18 protein-coding genes are annotated in these 18,909 nt (G+C 56.4%); 5 read left to right on the top strand and 13 right to left on the bottom strand.

The genetic code is table 11. The features are described from left to right. Nucleotides 1-68: 68 nt before the first annotated feature. From DW806_RS13720 to DW806_RS13705, 4 genes are all read right to left on the bottom strand, one after another. Nucleotides 69-1,892 (bottom strand): polysaccharide deacetylase family protein, encoded by a 1,824-nt coding sequence (locus DW806_RS13720; protein WP_158578386.1) that lies wholly within the window; start codon nucleotides 1,890-1,892, stop codon nucleotides 69-71. A 277-nt stretch (nucleotides 1,893-2,169) separates the two neighbouring features. Further along, complete coding sequence (locus tag DW806_RS13715; protein WP_110436632.1) at nucleotides 2,170-2,358, bottom strand: hypothetical protein; 189 nt, start codon at nucleotides 2,356-2,358, stop codon at nucleotides 2,170-2,172. A gap of 115 nt (nucleotides 2,359-2,473) precedes the next feature. Next, nucleotides 2,474-2,995 carry a collagen-like protein gene (locus DW806_RS15945; RefSeq protein WP_147358111.1) on the bottom strand — a complete coding sequence of 174 codons (522 nt, stop codon included), beginning with the start codon at nucleotides 2,993-2,995 and terminating at the stop codon, nucleotides 2,474-2,476. A 49-nt stretch (nucleotides 2,996-3,044) separates the two neighbouring features. Next, on the bottom strand, nucleotides 3,045-4,133 hold the full coding sequence (locus tag DW806_RS13705; protein ID WP_118730299.1) for a tetratricopeptide repeat-containing glycosyltransferase family 2 protein: 1,089 nt from the start codon (nucleotides 4,131-4,133) through the stop codon (nucleotides 3,045-3,047). A gap of 105 nt (nucleotides 4,134-4,238) precedes the next feature. Between DW806_RS13705 and selD the strand changes: the two genes are divergently transcribed. Then, nucleotides 4,239-5,276, top strand: a complete 1,038-nt coding sequence (selD, locus tag DW806_RS13700; RefSeq protein WP_118730298.1) for a selenide, water dikinase SelD — start codon at nucleotides 4,239-4,241, stop codon at nucleotides 5,274-5,276. Nucleotides 5,277-5,701: 425 nt separating this feature from the next. On the opposite strand, the gene DW806_RS13695 is transcribed toward selD, so the two are convergent. The 8 genes from DW806_RS13695 to yqeB all read right to left on the bottom strand — a co-directional run bounded on the left by DW806_RS13695 (nucleotide 5,702) and on the right by yqeB (nucleotide 12,131). After that, nucleotides 5,702-6,178, bottom strand: coding sequence for a MogA/MoaB family molybdenum cofactor biosynthesis protein (locus DW806_RS13695; protein WP_118730297.1), 477 nt, complete (start codon nucleotides 6,176-6,178; stop codon nucleotides 5,702-5,704). A 1-nt stretch (nucleotide 6,179) separates the two neighbouring features. Then, nucleotides 6,180-7,202: a molybdopterin-binding protein gene (locus tag DW806_RS13690; protein ID WP_118730296.1), complete on the bottom strand. Its 1,023-nt coding sequence runs from the start codon at nucleotides 7,200-7,202 to the stop codon at nucleotides 6,180-6,182. Then, the gene (locus DW806_RS13685; protein ID WP_118730295.1) at nucleotides 7,199-7,633 is read right to left on the bottom strand and encodes an MOSC domain-containing protein; all 435 of its coding nucleotides are present in this window, start codon (nucleotides 7,631-7,633) and stop codon (nucleotides 7,199-7,201) included. The genes DW806_RS13690 and DW806_RS13685 overlap by 4 nt, the downstream gene beginning before the upstream one ends. A 97-nt stretch (nucleotides 7,634-7,730) precedes the next feature. Further along, a complete protein-coding gene (gene moaA, locus DW806_RS13680; RefSeq protein ID WP_118730294.1) occupies nucleotides 7,731-8,678 on the bottom strand; it encodes a GTP 3',8-cyclase MoaA in 948 nt (315 codons plus the stop codon). Nucleotides 8,679-8,683: 5 nt separating this feature from the next. Beyond that, the gene (locus DW806_RS13675) at nucleotides 8,684-9,721 is read right to left on the bottom strand and encodes a sulfate/molybdate ABC transporter ATP-binding protein (protein ID WP_118730293.1); all 1,038 of its coding nucleotides are present in this window, start codon (nucleotides 9,719-9,721) and stop codon (nucleotides 8,684-8,686) included. Then, nucleotides 9,712-10,389 (bottom strand): molybdate ABC transporter permease subunit, encoded by a 678-nt coding sequence (gene modB, locus DW806_RS13670; protein ID WP_118730292.1) that lies wholly within the window; start codon nucleotides 10,387-10,389, stop codon nucleotides 9,712-9,714. The genes DW806_RS13675 and modB overlap by 10 nt, the downstream gene beginning before the upstream one ends. Before the next feature lie 61 nt (nucleotides 10,390-10,450). Beyond that, nucleotides 10,451-11,311, bottom strand: coding sequence for a molybdate ABC transporter substrate-binding protein (modA, locus tag DW806_RS13665; protein WP_118730291.1), 861 nt, complete (start codon nucleotides 11,309-11,311; stop codon nucleotides 10,451-10,453). Nucleotides 11,312-11,339: 28 nt separating this feature from the next. Next, on the bottom strand, nucleotides 11,340-12,131 hold the full coding sequence (yqeB, locus tag DW806_RS13660; protein ID WP_118730290.1) for a selenium-dependent molybdenum cofactor biosynthesis protein YqeB: 792 nt from the start codon (nucleotides 12,129-12,131) through the stop codon (nucleotides 11,340-11,342). A gap of 200 nt (nucleotides 12,132-12,331) precedes the next feature. Here yqeB and yqeC point away from each other — a divergent pair, with 200 nt between their 5' ends. After that, on the top strand, nucleotides 12,332-13,039 hold the full coding sequence (gene yqeC / locus DW806_RS13655) for a selenium cofactor biosynthesis protein YqeC (RefSeq protein WP_442861155.1): 708 nt from the start codon (nucleotides 12,332-12,334) through the stop codon (nucleotides 13,037-13,039). Nucleotides 13,040-13,359: 320 nt separating this feature from the next. Here yqeC and DW806_RS13650 read toward each other — a convergent pair whose 3' ends face one another. Beyond that, nucleotides 13,360-14,409 carry a LacI family DNA-binding transcriptional regulator gene (locus tag DW806_RS13650; RefSeq protein WP_118730288.1) on the bottom strand — a complete coding sequence of 350 codons (1,050 nt, stop codon included), beginning with the start codon at nucleotides 14,407-14,409 and terminating at the stop codon, nucleotides 13,360-13,362. Nucleotides 14,410-14,900: 491 nt separating this feature from the next. Between DW806_RS13650 and DW806_RS13645 the strand changes: the two genes are divergently transcribed. From DW806_RS13645 to DW806_RS13635, 3 genes are all read left to right on the top strand, one after another. Continuing rightward, nucleotides 14,901-16,562 carry a solute:sodium symporter family transporter gene (locus DW806_RS13645; protein ID WP_118730287.1) on the top strand — a complete coding sequence of 554 codons (1,662 nt, stop codon included), beginning with the start codon at nucleotides 14,901-14,903 and terminating at the stop codon, nucleotides 16,560-16,562. Nucleotides 16,563-16,821: 259 nt separating this feature from the next. Next, nucleotides 16,822-17,838: a Gfo/Idh/MocA family protein gene (locus DW806_RS13640; RefSeq protein ID WP_117752216.1), complete on the top strand. Its 1,017-nt coding sequence runs from the start codon at nucleotides 16,822-16,824 to the stop codon at nucleotides 17,836-17,838. A 138-nt stretch (nucleotides 17,839-17,976) separates the two neighbouring features. Beyond that, entirely contained in the window at nucleotides 17,977-18,849 is an 873-nt protein-coding gene (locus DW806_RS13635) for a sugar phosphate isomerase/epimerase family protein (RefSeq protein ID WP_118286221.1), read from the top strand. The last annotated feature ends 60 nt before the right edge of the window (nucleotides 18,850-18,909 follow it).

Genomic DNA, 18,909 nt, shown 5'->3' with positions numbered 1-18,909 from the left:
ATCCTACATTATCAATTCTCCATTCCTAAACAAAAAATCCCGAACCGTTTGGTTCGGGATTTCTTTGTTTAGGTAAACTCCGTCGGCGAATAGCTGCCGTCCGCGATCTGCTGCGCGACTTCATCCGTCAGGCCGTTGTAGACAACGCCCGGCTCCAGCGTGATGCCGTGAATTGCGGCAAGCTGAGAGACCGTTACAAACGCGTAGGTCTTATCCGTGCGGCTCTGCAGCTCGTCGATCGCTGCCAGCGCACCCCGAACCGAAGTCTCATACAGGTCGTGCATCAGGACAACATCGCCATCCTGCGCCTGCTCCACGATGACCTTCTTCACATGATCGGCATCGCGGTACTTCCAGTCCTCGGTGTCCACGCTCCAGTTGATGATCGGATAGCCAAGCTCTGCGGCTACCGCCTTGACATCCGAGTTGACGCCGCCGCCTACCGGACGCAGCACCTGCGGTGCCTGCCCTGCAATATCCTTGATCGCATTGGTCGCATCGTCAATCTGTGTGCGGATGTCATCCGTGCCGAGGCCGGTCAGGTGGCACATCGGGTGATTCATGGTGTGGTTGCCCAGCTCATGGCCTTCGTTTACCATGCGCGGCAGCACATCCGATACCTCGGAGACACGCTCGCCGACCATCAAAAACGTAGCAACTGCGCCGCGCTGCTTGAGGCCGTCCAGCAGATAGTTGGTCAGGCCGTTCGGATAGCCGTCCTTTTTGCCGGTCGGGCCGTCGTCAAACGTCAGCGCGATATAGACATCGGCCTCCGGTATATCGCCGTCCACGGCATCGCCCAGCTTATCCTTCATGTTCTTGAGGTATGCCTTCTGGCTGTCAAAGCCGTCAAGCGTTACGCCGGTGAACGAGAATACGCCGTCACCGAGATCGGTATACGTTTTGCCAAGGATTGCCGCAAGCACCTGCGGAGAAACGTAAAAACGGTTCTTGTCCTGATCCGTGTAGGTGGAGAAGCCATTGCCGGAGGCACGCTTGCCGTCCACCTTGGTCTTGCCGTCGTCCGCATCCACGGTCGCGGTGGATTCGCCGCAGGTGACATTCCATGCACCCTTGCCATCGTCCTCCGCCTTGCCGCCGAGCGCGGTCATCGCAGCCTTGAGCGGGATATACGCCGTACCGTCCTGATCGAGCACACCTGCACCCAGCTTTTTGCCTTCTTCCACCATGTGCTTGGTGCTGCCTTCATAGAGCAGCTGATCCGAGCCGGTTCGCATAACGATGCTGCCGCTCATCACCTGTCCCTCGGCCGGGCCGAGCACCTCGAGCGCCTGATCCGTAATTTCACCGATCTTCTTGTCGGTCAGCGCTTTTTTTGCCTGACTGATGATGATCAGATCGCCGTTTTCGGCGGCAACCTCGCCGGTCTGCCACGAAAGTGCCTGACAGATATCCTTGACCGGCGCATAAACCACGCCGTTCTTCTCCACCGGTGCGGAGGCAAAGGTCTCGGTCGCGTCACCGACCTGCAGGTTTGTATCACTGAGCTTAATTGTCAGCACGGTCTTTTTGAGCGTGATCGTGCCGGATTTAGCGTTCTCGTCCCAGTTCAGCTCCAATCCGAGGTTATCGCACAGCGAGCTGATGGACGCCATGCCGTTGCCCTGACTGTCACGGTAGGGCGCAGCGTCAACCTGTATCGTCTTGCCGTTCTTATATGCATTCGTGTTTCCCACCTGATACACCAGCACGTTGTTGCTGCTGACCACGTTTCCGACAATCGAGCGGACCGCCCGCACACCGAAGAAAATGACCGCAATGATCAGAATAATCAGGGCAAACAGCACACCGTAGTGACTGTTGCGCCGTCTGCGTCTGCGCCTTCTTCTATGCGGGCTGCGCGGCGCCTGCCGCGCCGATTCATATGCCATTTTTGTCATCCTTCCTATCCTTTTTATAATATATGCTGCTAAGATATAAGTATACCACCTTTCGACACAAAGCGAGGTTACAGTTCTGTTACTTTTTACAGCTTCCGTCCGCGCTTTTTTGTCCTTTTCTGACGGCAGACTTACGGCAACACCGCACAATTAAAGCAGCGGTTCCTTGCGCGAGTTCCGTCCGCGCTGCAGCGGTTCCTTGCGCAGGCTCCGGTCGCGCTGCCGCGGTTCCTTGCGCAGGCTCCGGTCGCGCTGCCGCGGTATTGCCTTACAAATCCTCGCCTGCACTCCAGTTGACCAGATGAGGCGACTTTTTCGGCTGCACAGATGCCGGGTCGGGCACCTTTACACCAAAGAAATCATACCACTGACCGCACTGCTCGCACTGCCAAGCCGTTGCTTCGGTTTCGTCCATGATGAAAATCTCGTTTCCGCATTCACAATTCAGAATTGTCATTATACTTCCTGCTTTCCTGCTGTTATATTTCTGCTATCAGTATAGCACAAGCCGCGCATAAAGTCGAATGTCGGCGCAAAGAAAAAGGGAGTGTTTCCACTCCCTTTCTGTTCGGTTACGGCAGCCTGAGCAGTCCTGCCTCGCGCAGACTGTCGAGCAGCTCGTTGAACCGTGCAACGATGTCGTCCGCACCGGTTGCGTCTGCTACCGATGCCGCTGGTCCCGGACTTGCACCGGCAGGTCCGGTCGGGCCGGTTGGGCCAACTGCGCCTGCTTCACCTGCGGGACCGGTCGGGCCGGTCGGGCCGACTGCACCTGCTTCACCTGCGGGGCCGGTCAGGCCGGTAGCGCCAACTGCGCCTGCTTCACCTGCAGGTCTGGTCGGGCCGGTTGGGCCGATGGGTCCCGGGAAGCCCGGCGGTCCCGGAGGACCCGGAATGCCTCTCGGCCCCATTGGCCCCATCGGTCCCCTTTCTCCTCGCGGTCCGCGCGGACCCGGAGGACCGGGAGGTCCGGGAGGTCCGGGAGGTCCCATCGCGTCCGGTCGGCCGTTGCCCATCACCGCATCGCACACGCGCTCCTGCCAGCGTTCGCTCGGGCGTTCCCAGTTGCCGCAGCAGTCCTGTCGATCGTTCATGTCGTTCTTCCCTTCCTTCCGATTTGCCGGAAATCTCCGGCAGTTCAATCTATGCCGAAGGCGGCTTTGCGGTGAGACCCTGCGCGGCAAAATACCGTCGGTTGTACGCCACCGCCGCCGACTGCGGACGCACAAGTGCTGCCCTTTCGTTCCAGGCACAGGCTTGCTTTGGGTCTCCCAATTTGTCCCAGCAGACGCACAGGCCGAGTGCCGGCGCATAAGCACAGGCGTTCACATCAACAAAGCCGCGCGGCGCTGTGCTTGCGGCTCGAATGGCGGTTTCGTACCAGAACACCGCCTGTCTTGCGCGGTTATCCGCGTATTCGAGGGCCGCAAGCGCACAGCACACGGCACTGCGCAGCACCTCCAGTGCAAATGAGCGGGTCAGTGCCCGCTTTGCCTGCTCGCGCTCTCCGAGGGCGGTCAGCGCCTGCGACAGACCAAGGCACGCATCTATTTTGTTCTCCGTCCAGCCGTCCGGCATCGCAAGGAAGGCTTCAAACGCTTCGACCGCCTGTGCGTACCGTTTATGCGCCAGCAGCTCGCGCGCGTAATAATAGCTGCCACGTGCATCCAGCTTTTCCCCCTTAGCGAGCAGGTTTTCGTAGATTTTCAGATTACGGTCGGAGTACGCACACGGCGGCTTGCGGTGTGTCACCGCCGCGTCTCCGTACCGGATGTTCCCGCGCGGCGCGATGCACTCGTGCACCGCACCCTGCCATCGGAAGTGTGCGGACGTTTTGAGCAGCCGCTCACGGTAACAGAAAAAAGTCGGTCTGCCCTGCTCATCAAAACCGGTGTGGTACGGCAGCATGACGACATCGGCCGTGCCGTCCAGCTCCGCTTTGAGCGCAAGCAATTTCTGACAGTCGGACGGCAGAAGCACATCGTCCGCATCCAGCCACAGCGTATAGTCCATGCGCGCCTGCGCAAACGAAAAATTGCGTGCAGCGGAGAAATCATCGCACCACGGAAACGCCTGCACAGTGCCGTATTTTTGGGCAATTTCCCGCGTTTTGTCGGTCGATCCGGTGTCCGTGATGCATATTTCATCCGCAATGCCGCGCACGCTGTCCAAACACCGCGCGAGCACCTTCTCCTCATTGCGTACGATCATGCAAAGGCTGACGGTCGCCATGGCATCCCCTCCCATCCAGTCTATGCAAGGCGAATGAAGGTTGCCAATCTGCACAGATTTTGGTATAATAAGAAGAATAAATCACGGAAACGGAGAGATTTTTCGATGGAGACCGAAGTAAAGCTGACCAAACTTGCAGGCTGCGCCGGCTGCGGCGCAAAAGTCGGCGCCGGAACGCTCGTACACCTGCTTGAAGGCTTTCGCACGCATACCGACCCGCGTTTGATCGTCGGCTATGACAAGAGCGATGACGCAAGCGTGTATGTGCTTGACGAGAACACCGCACTCGTGCAGACGACCGACTTCTTCCCGCCCATCGTGGACGATCCGTTCCTGTACGGACAGATCGCGGCTGCCAACGCGCTCAGCGACGTGTACGCCATGGGCGGTGAACCCAAGCTCGCGCTCAACATCATGTGTCTGGCGCAGAGCATGGACAATCATGCGGTGCAGGAAATCCTGCGCGGCGGCTACGACAAGGCCTACGAGGCCGGCGCGATCATCACGGGCGGTCACACCATTCAGGGTGCCGAGCCGATTTACGGACTGGCGGTTTCGGGCTTCGTGCATCCGAAAAAGGTGCTCACCAACAGCGGCGCAAAGCCGGGGGATGTGCTGATTCTGACCAAGCCGCTCGGCGTTGGCGTGCTGACCACGGCAGCAAAAGCAGATCTGGTTGAAAAGTCCGTGCTTGACCGCATCTACCGCCAGATGGCTACGCTCAATAAGGCCGCGCGCGATGTTATGGTGAAATATCCGGTGCACAGCTGCACGGATGTCACCGGTTTTTCGCTGCTCGGACACAGCTTTGAGATGGCACAGGGCAGCGGCGTTTCCGTGCACCTTCGCGCGGACGACGTACCCTATCATGCAGAGGCATACCCGCTTGCAGAGATGGGACTGATTCCGGCAGGCGCGTACCGCAACCGGCAGTATGCGGAAGCCGGCGTATGTATCAAGGGTGAAGTTTCGCGCACCCTGCAGGATTTGTTTTACGACCCGCAGACCAGCGGCGGTCTGCTGTTTGCCCTGCCGGAGCAGGACGCGCAAGGCTGTCTGGATGAACTGCAGCAGAGCGTACCGGAGGCGAAAATCGTCGGGTATGTTACCGAGAAACAGGAGTTTTCGATCTATTTGGAGTAAATTGAAAATTGGGGATGGAGAATTGAGAATGGAAAATTAACGCGGTGGTTGACCGTTTTCTTTTGAAATAGAACCCAATCAAAAAACACCCCGAACCACAGGTTCGGGGTGTCAATCTGTCGAAAAAGTCGTATAGTCAGCAGTTTTCAGTATTTCGCGCGGCAGCGCGCATAAAATAGCATTTGCTCTGCAAATGCTCAAAAAGGGGGAGCATGTATCACCATTTTTGAACTTCTGGAGGGAGAAAGTTTCTGTATAGGAACTTTCGGACGACTTTGGAACGGCCCACGGTCCGTTCCTGCTTGTCGGCGAAACTGTAGTTTCGCGACAGCCTCACCCCGAACCACAGGTTCGGGGTGTTTTCTATTCGGAGCAGAAACTGAAATCTGACATTTCATTCTCCATCCTCCATTTTCAATTCTCCATTATTCTTTCCCGCCCTGCAGGATATAAATCCCATGCTCAATGGTTTCGAGCACGGCCTGCAGGTTTTCGCACGCGCCCTTGGGACTGCCCGGCAGATTGATGATCAGGCTCGTGCCGCGAATGCCCGCTGCCGCGCGCGACAGACACGCCTTCGGCGTAATCTGCATGGATGCCGCCCGCATGGCCTCCGGGATACCCGGCGCGAGCTTTTCGCAGACCTTGATAGTCGCCTCCGGCGTTACATCGCGCGGTGCAAAGCCGGTGCCGCCGGTGGTGACGATGAGTGCGAGCTTCTCCTCGTCGGCGGCACGGATGAGCGCGGACTCGATACGCGGCTGCTCGTCCGGCAGCACCTCGACCGCACCGACCGCGTAGCCTGCCTGCTCGAGCAGATTCTTGACGGCAGGGCCGCTCAAATCCTCCCGCTCACCGCAGAACGACCGGTCGCTGACCGTGATGACCTTGGCTGTCAGCATATCATACACCTCCGAAACCGCAGTGCGGGTAAGTGCAGACCTCACAGCCGAGACACAGACCGCCTTCTCCGAGCGTAACAAAATCGCGCTTGGTCAGCCGCACGCCCGCCGCGATACGCGGCAGCACCAGATCAAAAATGGTGGCCTTGGCGTACATGACGCATCCGGGCAGCCCCATCACCGGACGGCCGTCCGCGTAATAGCCCAACAGGAACATGGCGCCCGGGAGCACCGGCGCGCCGTAGGTGACGATATCCGCGCCGCTCTGTTTGATCGCACCCGGCGTGGAATCGTCCGGGTCAACACTCATGCCGCCCGTGCACAGGATCATATCGACCGGCTTGTTTTTCATCTGCTCGATGGCCGCCGCAACGTTCTCCATGCCGTCCTCGACCAGAACGTGCTCGGTCATTTTGATGCCGAGTGCAGCCAGCTTTCGTTCTACAACCGGCGTGAAGCTGTCCGGAATGCGGCCTTTGGCTACCTCGCTGCCGGTAGTGACAACGGCTGCTGTTTTCAGCGTAAACGGGCGGACTTCCAGAATCGGCGTGCCGCCTGCCGCCTGCTCAGCCTGCCGCAGCTTCTCCTCCTCGATCACGAGTGGGATGACGCGCGTGCCGCACAGTTTGTCGCCCGGATGGACGATGCCGTTGCCACGCCTCGTGGCAATCATGATTTCGTCAATGCTGTTGACCGCATTCAGTCGTTCGGTATCGACCAGAAAAACGCCGTCAATGTCCGAAGAAAGCTCGATTTTGCCCTCTTTTGTCTCGCTTTTACGCATACCGGCGTTCTGACAGAGCGCACACAGCCGCTCTGCTGCGTCATTCTCGTGCAGAAAACCCGGCTGCAGCTCCCAGACGTAAAGCTGCTCCTTACCCATCGAAAGCAGCACCGGAATGTCCTCCGCGGTGACGATGTGGCCCTTGCGGAAGCGCGGCCCCTTGCTCACGCCCGGGATGATCTGCGTCATGTCGTGGCACAGAACATGGCCGACCGCGTCCTCGGTTTTGATACATTTCATGGCTTTTCCTCCTCGATCTCGTCACCGGCGGTGATCGTGCCGCCCGTTAGCACAATGGCAAAGATACCGTCGGTCGGCATGACGCACTTGCCCGTCATACGGCGGATTTCGCAGTCATTATGGCATTCCTTGCCGATCTGGGTCACCTGCAGACGCGTTTTTCCCACGCGGAGCACCGTACCGACCGGTAAATGCTTGAGGTCAATCCCTTCGGTGAGGATGTTCTCCGCAAAGTCGCCCGCATGGAGCGTCAGACCGGTTTGGCGCATTTCGTCCACGCTCTCCTGCGCCAAAAGGCTGATCTGGCGGTGCCAGTTGCCCGCGTGCGCGTCACCGACGATGCCGTGGTTTTCCTTCACTGCGATACGCTCCACCGGGTGCTTTTTTGTTCCTTTATGTTCACTGATACAAACTGCAGCTACTTTTGACATAGTGCCTCCCATTCGCTAATTGAAATTTGAGAATGGAAAATGATTGCCTTAATTATCGCGCTCTGCGCGATACCTCTATTCTCCATTCTCAAATTATTTATCCTCCGATTTGACTCATACCTCTCCGGCTTTCACTCGGCTGCCCGGATTGCATATGGTGGCTGACCGGTTTCCCGAACATACCCTCGCGCAGTGCGCGTTCAAGGTTTTCACCGTGCAGACCGCGCAGCGGAATCTCCTGCGCCGAGTGCAGGCACGGTTTCAGCCTGCCGTCTGCGGTAACGCGGATGCGGTCGCAGTCCGCGCAGAAACGGTGGCTCATCGGGCGAATCAGACCGATTTTCCCCTTCCATCCGGGCATTCGGTACAATTCCGCAACGCCTTCATTCGGCAGACGCTGCAGCTCCGGCAGGGCGTGCAGCACCGCGTCCGCAGAGAGAAACCGCTCGCGCGGCCAGTCCGCGCACTCACCGATCGGCATGAGTTCAATGAAGCGTACCTCATATTTCCCGTCCTGCGCCAGCTGCGCCAGTGCCGGAATCTCGTCCGCGTTTACGCCGCCGAGCAGCACGGCATTCAGCTTTGTACCGCAGAATCCGGCGTTCCACGCCGCGTCCAGACCGGCCAGCGTATCCGCGAGCGAGCCGCCGCGCGTCAGCGACGCAAATTTATCCTCATTTAAGGTATCCAGACTGATATTCAGCCGGTCAACCCCTGCTTGTTTCAGCTCTGCGGCGTACTGCGGCAGGAGTGCGCCGTTAGTCGTCATGGTGAGCTCCCGCACACCATTGATGGCACGCAGACTGCGGCACAAGTCCACGATGCCGCGCCGCACGAGCGGCTCTCCGCCGGTCAGCCGCACCTTGCTGACACCGAGCGAAACTGCCGTCTGCACGATCTCGGTCAGCTCCTCGAACGACAGCATTTCGCTGTGCTCCCGCTTGCACACGCCTTCGGCGGGCATACAGTACCGGCACCGGAAATTGCACCGGTCGGTCACCGACAGCCGCAGATAGCGAATATTTCTTCCTTGATTATCCAGCATTTTGCTCACTCCGCCAGCGGCATAACGTCCTCTGGGCGGACGTACAGCGTCAGCTTTTCCGTGCCGGAAAGCGTCTCCCAGACCGCCTTATCCAGCTCCCACCGCAGCCTGCCTGCGCCTGTCGTCTGCAGCATGACCACGGTCGAAAACGGGTTCTCGACCACACGCTCCACCGTGCACGGAATAGCGTTCTCCGTGCCATCTGTAGTGAAGTAATGCGCACGAATCCCGACATAAGCGGTATCCTTCGGCACATGCAGCGCGGTTTTGAGCGTTACGTTCCAGTCCTTGCAGAACAGGGTTCCATCCTGTTTTACCTCGGCGGCAGAGACATTCTTGCAGCCGGAAATCAACGCCGCGCCCATGGTTGCCGGTGCGCGGAACAGTTCCTTGACCGTCTCCTTCGGGTCGGATTTTCCCTTATTCAGCACGCACACCGTATCGCACAGGCGGTAGACCTCATCGCGGTTGTGCGTGACGAACAGCGTGCCGCACGAAAAATTTTTCAGGATGTCCGAAAGCTCCAGTTCCACCTGCCATTTCAGGTACGCATCGAGCGCGGAAAACGGCTCATCGAGCAGCACAAGCTCGGGCTGCCCGACCAGAATACGCGCCAGCGCACACCGCTGCTGCTGTCCGCCGGAAAGCTGACTCGGACGGTTGTTCTCCAGTCCTTCGAGTCGGAACGCGTGCAGGACCTCCCGCACCGCCTGTTCCCGCTCGTTTTTCGGACGGGCGTGCGCGCCTGCGCGGATGTTCTGCTCGACCGTCATGTGCGGAAACAGCGCGTACTGCTGAAACAGGCAGCCGACTTTTCGCTTTTGCGGCGGCAGGTCGATTTTCTTTTCGCTGTCGAACAGGACGCGCCCGTTCAACTCAATATGACCCTTATCTGGTCTCACGATGCCCGCGATGCACCCCAGCGTCATGCTCTTGCCGCAGCCGGAGGCGCCGAGCAGCGCCATCACTTCCCGCTCAGCGGTGAAGTTCACTTTCAGGTGAAAATCACCGAGCGTTTTCTCGATATTAACGATCAGCGCCATGCCTTACGCACTCCTCTCTCCCGCTTTTCGAGCAGATTGACCGCCAGCAGCACCACCGCCGAGATGGCAAGGTTGACCACGACCCACTTGAACGCCAGCGCGTCATCATTCGTGCGCCACAGCTGATAGACCGTCGTCGAAATCGTTGCTGTGCGTCCGGGCGTGTAGCCCGCCACCATGGATGTTGCGCCGTACTCACCGAGCGCACGCGCAAACGCGAGCACCGTTCCCGCGAGGATACCCTGCCTGCAGCAGGGCATGCGCACCCGCCAGAAAATCCAGGTGTTCGAGCGACCGAGCGTGCGGCCTGCGTCGGCAAGCGTTTCGTCAAAGCTCTCGAACGCACCGCGCGCCGTGCGGTACATGAGCGGGAAAATAACAACGGTGGTTGCGAAAATCGCCGACCACCAGACCATGGTCAGCTTGAGATTAAAATGCGCGAGCGCCCATGCGCCGACAGTTCTTTTCGGTCCGAGCACGCGCAGCAGCAGATAGCCGACCACCGTAGGCGGCAGCACGAGCGGCAACGTGAACAGCACATCCAGCACACCTTTGAGCACGCGCGGCAGACGCGCAACATAATAGGCCGCCGCAATCCCCGCGAAGAAGATGATCGCTGTGGAAATAAGCGCGATACGCAGTGAGTTATATAATGGATACCAGTCCATAATCGTCTCCTTTTGCAAATAAAGGCGAGAGATTGCTCCCTCGCCTTTCTATTGTATCAGATTATGCCAACGTGGTAAAGCCTACGCTCTCGAATACCTTGCTCGCTTCATCGGTGGTCAGATAGTCAAGGAACGCCTTCGCCTCGTCTGCGTGCGTGCTGTTCTTGAGCACGGCTGCCGGATAGATAACCCGACCGCACATGTCAGCAGTTGCCTCGTCAATCGTGTCGAGACCTGCCGAGAATGCGTCGGTTGCGTAGATAATGCCGCAGTCAACCGCGCCTTCGCTTACCTGTGTGGTAACTTCCTTTACGTTGGAGCCGTAGGTCAGCACGCCTGCATCCGCCAGCGCCTTCTCATCCAGCTTGTAGTAACTGAAAATCTTCTGGGTATACTGACCGACCGGTACATCGCTGTTGCCGATGGCAAGCAGCACGTCACCGTTCTTCAGCTTTTCCGCAAGATTGTCAAAGCTCTTGATTCCCTTCGGGTTGCCTTCCGGCACAGCCAGTGTTACCTTGTTCTCGAGCAGGTCGATGCGGGTGCCGCCCTGCAGCTCATCCAGACCGTCCGGGTTCTTGTCGGTATCGTCCTTGAGAGAGCCGTCGAGTGCGTTCATCTGCTTGGGTGCTGCAGAGATGAACACGTCGCAGTCCGCGCCTTCCTTGATCTGGGTGAGCAGGTCGCCGGAGGAGGCAAAGTTGAACGTCAGGGTGACGTTCGGGTCAACGCTCTTGTAGTCCTCTGCGATCCGGTTCAGGGTCTCGGTCATGGAGGCCGCCGCAAATACGGTCAGCTCTGCGGAATCTGCAGAACCCATGTCCTCAGCTGCACTGTCGCTGCTCTGGGATGCACCGCAGCCTGCCAGCATTGCCAGTGACAGAGCCGCTGCCGCAAATCGTGCAAAACAGTTGTTTTTCATTGCGTTTTCTCACTTATTTTATAACACTTTAATGAAATACGTTGGAAAAGTGAAGCAGCGCTTCGAGCACGCCGCCGCCGACCGCAAGCGCCTTATCGGATGCGGTATCGCAGTTTTCACGCTTGCCGCGCGGGTCAACGTCACCGGATTTCATACCCTCATGTACGGGTACGCCAGCCTGCAGCAGACCGCGCAGACAGCCGCTGATGGTGGTTTTCATGGGTTTTCCCGCAACGTACGCGATGGTGTCTCCCTCCTCAACCAGATCGCCAATTTCATGGCACGGCTCGAACAAGCCGTCTGCCGGGGCACGCAGAACGCGCTCTGCCGCATGGCCGCCGATTACACCGGGAACGCCCGTATTCGGCAGCGGCGAACCCGTATACAGCACCCGTCCGAGTGTATGCCCACGCATGGTCTCAACCGCCGCGTGACAGTCTGCGCCGGCTGTAAAGCCCGGACCGACCGCAATGACGATCGGCGCGTCCGTGATGTGCGTACCGAGGTTCTTTTTCGCCAGAATCGCGTCCACCAGAGCATCAGGGTGCAGCTCCTGCACGCAGCTTGCCGCCGGATCGGCCAGCACCGCAATGATGCCCTGTTCGGTTAGTGCTGCCGCTTCGGCTGCAGTATCGGCTCGGCGTGCATGCACGCTCTCAACGACTGTTTCGCCCAATCGAATCGCTTCCGAAAAGCATACAGTGCGGCGGATCGACGTTGGCTGCGGCAGATCTGTCAGCACCAGACGAATGCCCGCACGGTACAGCCGCAAGGCAATCCCCGTGGCAATGTCTCCCGCACCGCGTATCACGACTAACATGGCGTTTTCCTCCGTTTATCTTCGTTGTATTTTGTAAACTATAACGATTGCTACCGATGATTATAGCGTATCGGTCGAGTGAAGTCAATATTTTTTCTGTGTGGCAGACATGATATAATACTATTATAAAAGCATGGTTGCAGGGCGGGGTGACCTCCCCCGCCGCATATAACAACATGCAGATAATTTACAACGGCGGGATGAGATCATCCCGCCCTACGGTAAACATGGTTGTATTAGGTGGATTTATGAAAATATGTGAACAATTACACATTATAAAAGGCATAACCGCCGTGATCGGCAGCGGCGGAAAAACAACTTTACTGCGTATACTGGCCGAAGAATTATCCGGAACGGTGATTTTGACGACTTCCACACACATTTTGCCGTTTGCGGGCATTCCCCTGTTGGTGACGGATGACATCGACCAGGTCCGCCGCGCACTTGCGCTTCACCGCGTAATCTGCATGGGCACGCCTGCCGCCGAGGGCAAGCTGACCGCGCCGGCACTTCCTTTTTCCGTGCTCGCGGACGCCGCTGACCATGTGATTGTGGAGGCCGACGGCTCCAAGCGGCTGCCGCTCAAGGCACACGCCTCGCATGAGCCGGTCATACCTGAGAATACACGCAAAACCGTGTGCGTCGTGGGTGCATCCGGGTTTGGAAAGCCGGTCGAACAGACCGTACACCGACCGGAACTGTTCTGTGCGCGCACCGGTGCACACATGAGCGGTATTGTCACGCCGGAGCTGGCCGCACAAGGCATTATCGCAGAACACTTAGCGGATATCGTTGTGCTCAATCAGGTAGAAACGATATCTCCGGCAGCAGCGAAAAGTTTTGCAGATACACTTCAAAACGCCAATATAACGGCTATCTGCACCAGTTTAGTGCAGGATAAACGCTGATTTGCATCTTTGCTCTTCGCGCTCAACGCTAATAAGAAAGAACCGCACAATGTGCGGTTCTTTCTTCAGTCTGTCAAAAAAGTCAGATTGGCGTTTTGCGTTTCGTGCGGCAGCACGCATAAAATAGAATTTGCAAAGCAAATTCATAAATTCCGGGAGCATGTATCTCGGAATTTATACAAAAGAAGAAAAAATGTGCCCGTCAGGGCGCGGTTTTTCTTTGGTTTCGCTCGAAAGCGTGGTTTCGAGCGAGAGGCTGCTCGGAAAACGTTAGTTTTTCGACAGCCTCAAGAAAGAACCGCACAATGTGCGGTTCTTTCTTATTCCATTCCCACAGGTTTATCACTGTTATACTTGGTTTTGATTGCAATATCCGTATAAAGCAGTTCCTTTTCCGGTGCTTTTCTGTTCTGCAGGTAATCAAACAGCAGGAACGGCGGCCGGTAGCCCTGCTCGAATGCCTTCTGATCGAGCACAAAACTCAAGCTATCTGACTGGAGCAGCTCCATATTCATCGGGTTGAGGTCGAATGCAACGACCTTGACCTTGCCCTTTCGGCCTTCTTCCTCTACAGCTGCGCACGCACCGGCCTGTCCGTTGGACGCAACGTAAATGCCGGTCAGGTCAGGATTTGCACGCAATGCGTGCTGCGTAATCTCGTGGGCATAGTCATCTCGGTCGAAACACGGCTGAAACGCTAACAGTTCAATTTCGTTTCCTGTTTCACCGTTAATCGTATCCATAAATCCGTTTAAGCGGTTATTATGTGCGGTATTATTCAAGTGTCCCGCCAGCGGAAGCACCTTGCCGCCCTCGGGCAGCATCAGCCGAAGCAAGCCTGCGGCGGTCTGTCCGGCGCGGTAGTTGTCCATACCAATGAACGCAAGACGCCTGCTGCCCGGTGCATCCGAGTTGAGTGTGATGACCGGAATGCCCTGTTCGTACAGTTCATCGATGCACTGGCGAATCTCCGGCGAGTTGTTCGGCGCGATAGCCAGTCCCTGCACGCCCTGTGAAACCAGCTCTTCAATGTGTTCGAGTACCATTTCGGTATCCAGACCACGGTTTTCGCGCATGATCAGTTCCACGCCCGAGGCGGCAAGCTCCTCTGCGGCACGCTGCACGCCTGCACGCACGATCTGTATCGTCGGCGTCTCGACGGATTGCAGGATCGCCCCCAGCTTGAACTCCCTGCGGGATTTGACCAGCGCCTGTCCGATCAGGTTGGGTTTATACCCTAATTCTGCTGCAATTTTATGAATTTTCGCTGCTACTTCGGGGTTTACGCGCCCTCGATTGTGCAGCGCACGGTCTACCGTACCGCGGGATACACCTGCCAGCTCCGCGATCTGCTGTGCGGTTACAGCCATGTTTTTTCCTCCTTATTCTATGATAGAAAGCACCGTAGCTTTCATTGTGCGGTGTTTCCTCACCACATTCTTTTTTCTTTATTTACAGTATAGCACAATGCACGCATCTTGCAACTATTTTTTGCGTGTATCTCCGTTCAAATTTACGTGTTTCCGTTTTGGCACGGCTTATTTACAAACGAATCGTCTATTTTTCGTGCAGTTTCACCAACATAGTGCACGCCTTTGCACGCATGCTCGCGAAAATAAATGTCCTTTCGCACAAAAAACCATCCGTGTTTTTGTTGCGTTCACCGAATCATTCAGAATATCATTCTTAAGACTTGAAACGCGCAGGATATCGTGATAACCTATAGACAACGAAATAAATCCCCTGAAAACGCAGTGAACATCACCCATGATTCAAGTGCATTTTCGACGGGGAATTATTTTTCAAAAAGTGCGTTCACGAGAACGCCACAGACTATATCTTACTTATAGGGGGTAACACAATGTCATTCTTCTCCTCACTCGCCTGGACAGGCATCTCCTTCCTGCTGTTCACGGTGCTTGTTGCGGTCATTTCCGCTTGGAAAACCCGCGATGAGCAGCTCGACACAGCCGAGGGCTACTTCCTCGCCGGTCGCGGATTGCCCGGTGTGGTAATCGCCGGTTCTCTGCTGCTGACCAACCTCTCCGCCGAGCAGCTCGTCGGTCTGAACGGTCAAAGCTGGAAAACCAATATGGGCCCGATCGCATGGGAGGTCGGCTCGATGTTCACCCTGCTGGTTCTGGCGTACTACTTCCTGCCGAAGTACCTGAAAATGGGCGCCATGACCATCCCGTCCCTGATGGAGGAGCGCTACGGCAAGGGCACCAAGACGATGTTCTCGCTGGTAATCGTTGTTATGTACTCCATCCTCAACCTGCCGGTCATCCTGTACTCCGGTGCAGTCGTTTTCGAGCAGATCTTCGACATTTCCGGCATCCTCGGCACCAGTAAGTTCATGGCTGTTGCCATCCTGTGCATCATTATCGGCATCATTGGCGGCTGCTACGCTATCTTTGGCGGCCTGAAAGCAGTTGCAGTATCTGATACCATCAACGGCGTCGGTCTGATTATCGGCGGTCTGATGATCCCGTTCCTCGGCTTCGCGGCACTGTCTGCAGCAACTGGCGGTCATGGCATTTTCGACGGCATCAAGTACATGGTAGAGGCAGATCCGGCCAAAATGAACGCAATCAACGCATGGAATGCACCGGAACCGGAAGTTCCGTGGCCGCTGATCATCACCGGTATGTTCTTCAACAACCTGTACTGGTGGTGCACCAACCAGTCCTTCGTACAGCGTTCCCTCGCAGCAAAGAGCTTGAAGGAAGGTCAGAAGGGCGCTATCTTCTGCGGCTTCCTCAAGTGCCTCGGCCCTCTGTACCTCGTTATTCCGGGCGTTATCGCATTCTACCTGCCGTCCATTCAGGACAAGCTGACCGCTGCCGGTTCCTCTGCAATCGACTTTGCTTATCCGGCACTGATCGCTGAGATCGTTCCGAAGCCGGTCATGGGCTTTTTCGCCGCAGTCATGTTCGGTGCGATCCTCTCCTCGTTCAACTCTGTGCTGAACTCCGCGTCCACCATGTTCACCCTTGACCTGTACCGTTCGTCTATCAACCCGCAGGCTTCTGACACCAAGTGCGTCAAGGTCGGCAAGATCTACGGCACCATCGCAGGCTGTGTAGCAATCGTCATCTCTCCGTTCGTTATGTACGCCGGCGGCATTACCACCTTCCTGAACTCTATGAGCCAGTTCGTATCCCTGCCGGTACTGTGCACCATCCTCGGCATCTTCATGTTCAAGCGCATCCCGAAGTATATGCCGAAGGTAATCACCGTGTTCCACGTTGTATGCTACGGCGCCTTCCTGCTGATCAAGCCGTGCTATCCCGGTTCGTCCAACCCGATCCACTATCTGTACGCAATGGCTGTTCTGTTCCCGATCGAGCTGCTCATCATGTGGTACCTGAACAAGTATCGTCCGGGTGAGGAATATGAGATTCACGACGTCGGCGCAGTTGATCTGACCCCGTGGAAGTACCGTCATGTAGTTTCCATCATTGGTCTGATTATCGCTGTTGCGATCTATATCCTGTTCTCTCCTCTCGGCCTCGCAGCTTAATTTGTCCCTTGTTGCACTCTTTGTGCATTGATCCCTCGCTTTCCGGCGGTGAATTATCCTCACCGCCGGAAAGCAAAATTTTTTTACGAAATTTGAAATTTCCTCTTGCGTTCTCGTGAACGCGGATGTATAATCACCTTGACCCCAGAAATGAGCAGTGCACGCAAAACTTCGAGCAAGCCGCGTGCAGCAAAACAAACCATAAATAACGCAGGCAACTGCACAACACGAATTTATCACTTTTTAGGAGGAATTCATCATGGAAAATCTGAACATTGCACTGATCGGCTGCGGCATGATCGGCCGTGAGCACATCGAGCGTATCCAGAACCGCATCCGCAATGCACGCATCGTTGCCGTATGCGACGTATTTGAAGAAGGCGCAAAGAAGGGCGCTGAGATCGCCGGTGCCGGCACCAAGGTTTACACCGATTTCAACGAAGCAATCAACGATCCGGACGTAAACGCTGTTGTAGTTACCACCCCGGGTCAGTTCCACAAGGGTCCGGTTCTGGCAGCGATCAAGGCTGGCAAGCCGGTATTCTCCGAGAAGCCGCTGGCTAACACCGCTGCAGACGGCAAGGAGATCGTTGAGGCCGAGATGGCAGGCGGCAAGCACCTCGTACAGGTTGGCTTCATGCGCCGTTACGACCGCGGCTACCGTCAGGTTAAGGAACTGATCGATTCCGGCAAGTTCGGTGCCCCGATGGTAATCAAGTGCACCCACCGTGCAGACGGCGTTGCCGATGACTACACCACCGCAATGGCTGTTACCGATACCGCAATCCACGAGATCGACGTTCTGCCGTGGCTGGTAAACGACGAGTGGGACGAGGTTCAGTGCATCATGCCGAAGACCAACAGCAAGGTTAAGAACGCGCTGAAGGACCCGCAGATCATGATCATGAAGACCAAGGGCGGCATCATCAACATGCTCGAGGTAAACGTAAACTGCGGCTTCGGCTACGACATCAACTGCGAGGTTGTATGTGAGAACGGCGTTGTAAACCTGCCGTGCCCGTCCTTCCCGACCGTTCGCTACGCTAACGAGGTTTCCACCAAGATCGAGGACAACTGGATCCTGCGCTTTATCGATTCCTACGACGTTGAGATTCAGGACTGGGTTGACCACGCACTCAAGGGTGAGACCGGCGGCTCCTCTGCTTGGGACGGCTACGTTGCTTCCATCACCGCTGACGCTCTGGTTAAGTCCCAGACCTCCGGTGTGCCGGAGAAGGTTGTTACCGGCGGCACCCCGGACTTCTACAAGAAGTAATCCACTTCACATTTTCTATTCATTGCTACTCACTCGCAAGGGTGGCAGAGCTTCCTGCTTTACTGCCCTTGCATATCACCTTAACCACTATACCGCGTTTTACAACGCGAAACTGATACGTTAAAAGGAGTTACTGCTATGAAAATCGGTTTTAACGAAGGCTGCAACCGTTTCTGCGAAAACCACTCCGTACTCGAAGACCTCGACCTGTGCGAGAAGTACGGCTTTGACTACATCGACATCCAGTCCGAGTGCCTCGACCGCGAGATCGCTGCCGGCAAGTACACCATCGATGATCTCGGCGCTTGGTTCGCTGACCCGAAGCACCACCTGAAGATGCTGTCCTACAACGCCCTGATCTTCTTCAACATGAAGCAGACCCAGGAGGAAAAGGACGCCGTTATGGCAAAGCTCGACCAGATCATCGCAGACTGCAACAAGCTGGGCTGCAAGATGATCGTTGTTGTACCGTCCATGGATCTGACCGTTCCGGCTACCGTTGACGAGATCAAGGCTGATGCTGTTGCTGTTCTCAAGGAGATGGTAAAGAAGGTTGAGCCGCACGGCATCAAGCTGTCCATCGAATTCTGCGGCGCACCGACCATGTCTATCAACCGCTTCGAGTACGCTTACGACATCGTTACCGAGGTAGATCATCCGCTCGTCGGCATCACCCTCGACCAGTACCACTTCCATGCAATGGCTTCCGAGTGGGCTGCTCTCGAGAAGGCTGACGGCAAGAAGATTTTCGTATGGCACCTGAACGGCATGGAGAATATGCCGTGCGGCGCTGCTTACAACAACGACGAGAAGCGTCTGTGGCCGGGCGAGCCGGGCGACTGCCTCGACCACAAGCGTTACGCAGATACCCTCAAGAAGATCGGCTTTGAAGGCGACGTTTGCACCATGGAGGTGTTCCGTCCGGACTACTACAAGCTGTCCAACGAGGAGAATATCAAGAAGGCCGCTGAGGTTACCAAGGCACATGTTGCGAAGTACTGGGCTGACTGATTTCACAGAGTGAAGATTTAAGAGTGGAGAGTGAAGAACTTTCCACTCTTTTTCTGTATA

Origin of the sequence: Butyricicoccus sp. AM32-19 (assembly GCF_003480365.1) — a bacterium.
Lineage (GTDB): Bacteria > Bacillota > Clostridia > Oscillospirales > Butyricicoccaceae > Agathobaculum > Agathobaculum butyriciproducens.
This window is presented reverse-complemented; position numbering and strand designations above follow the sequence as displayed.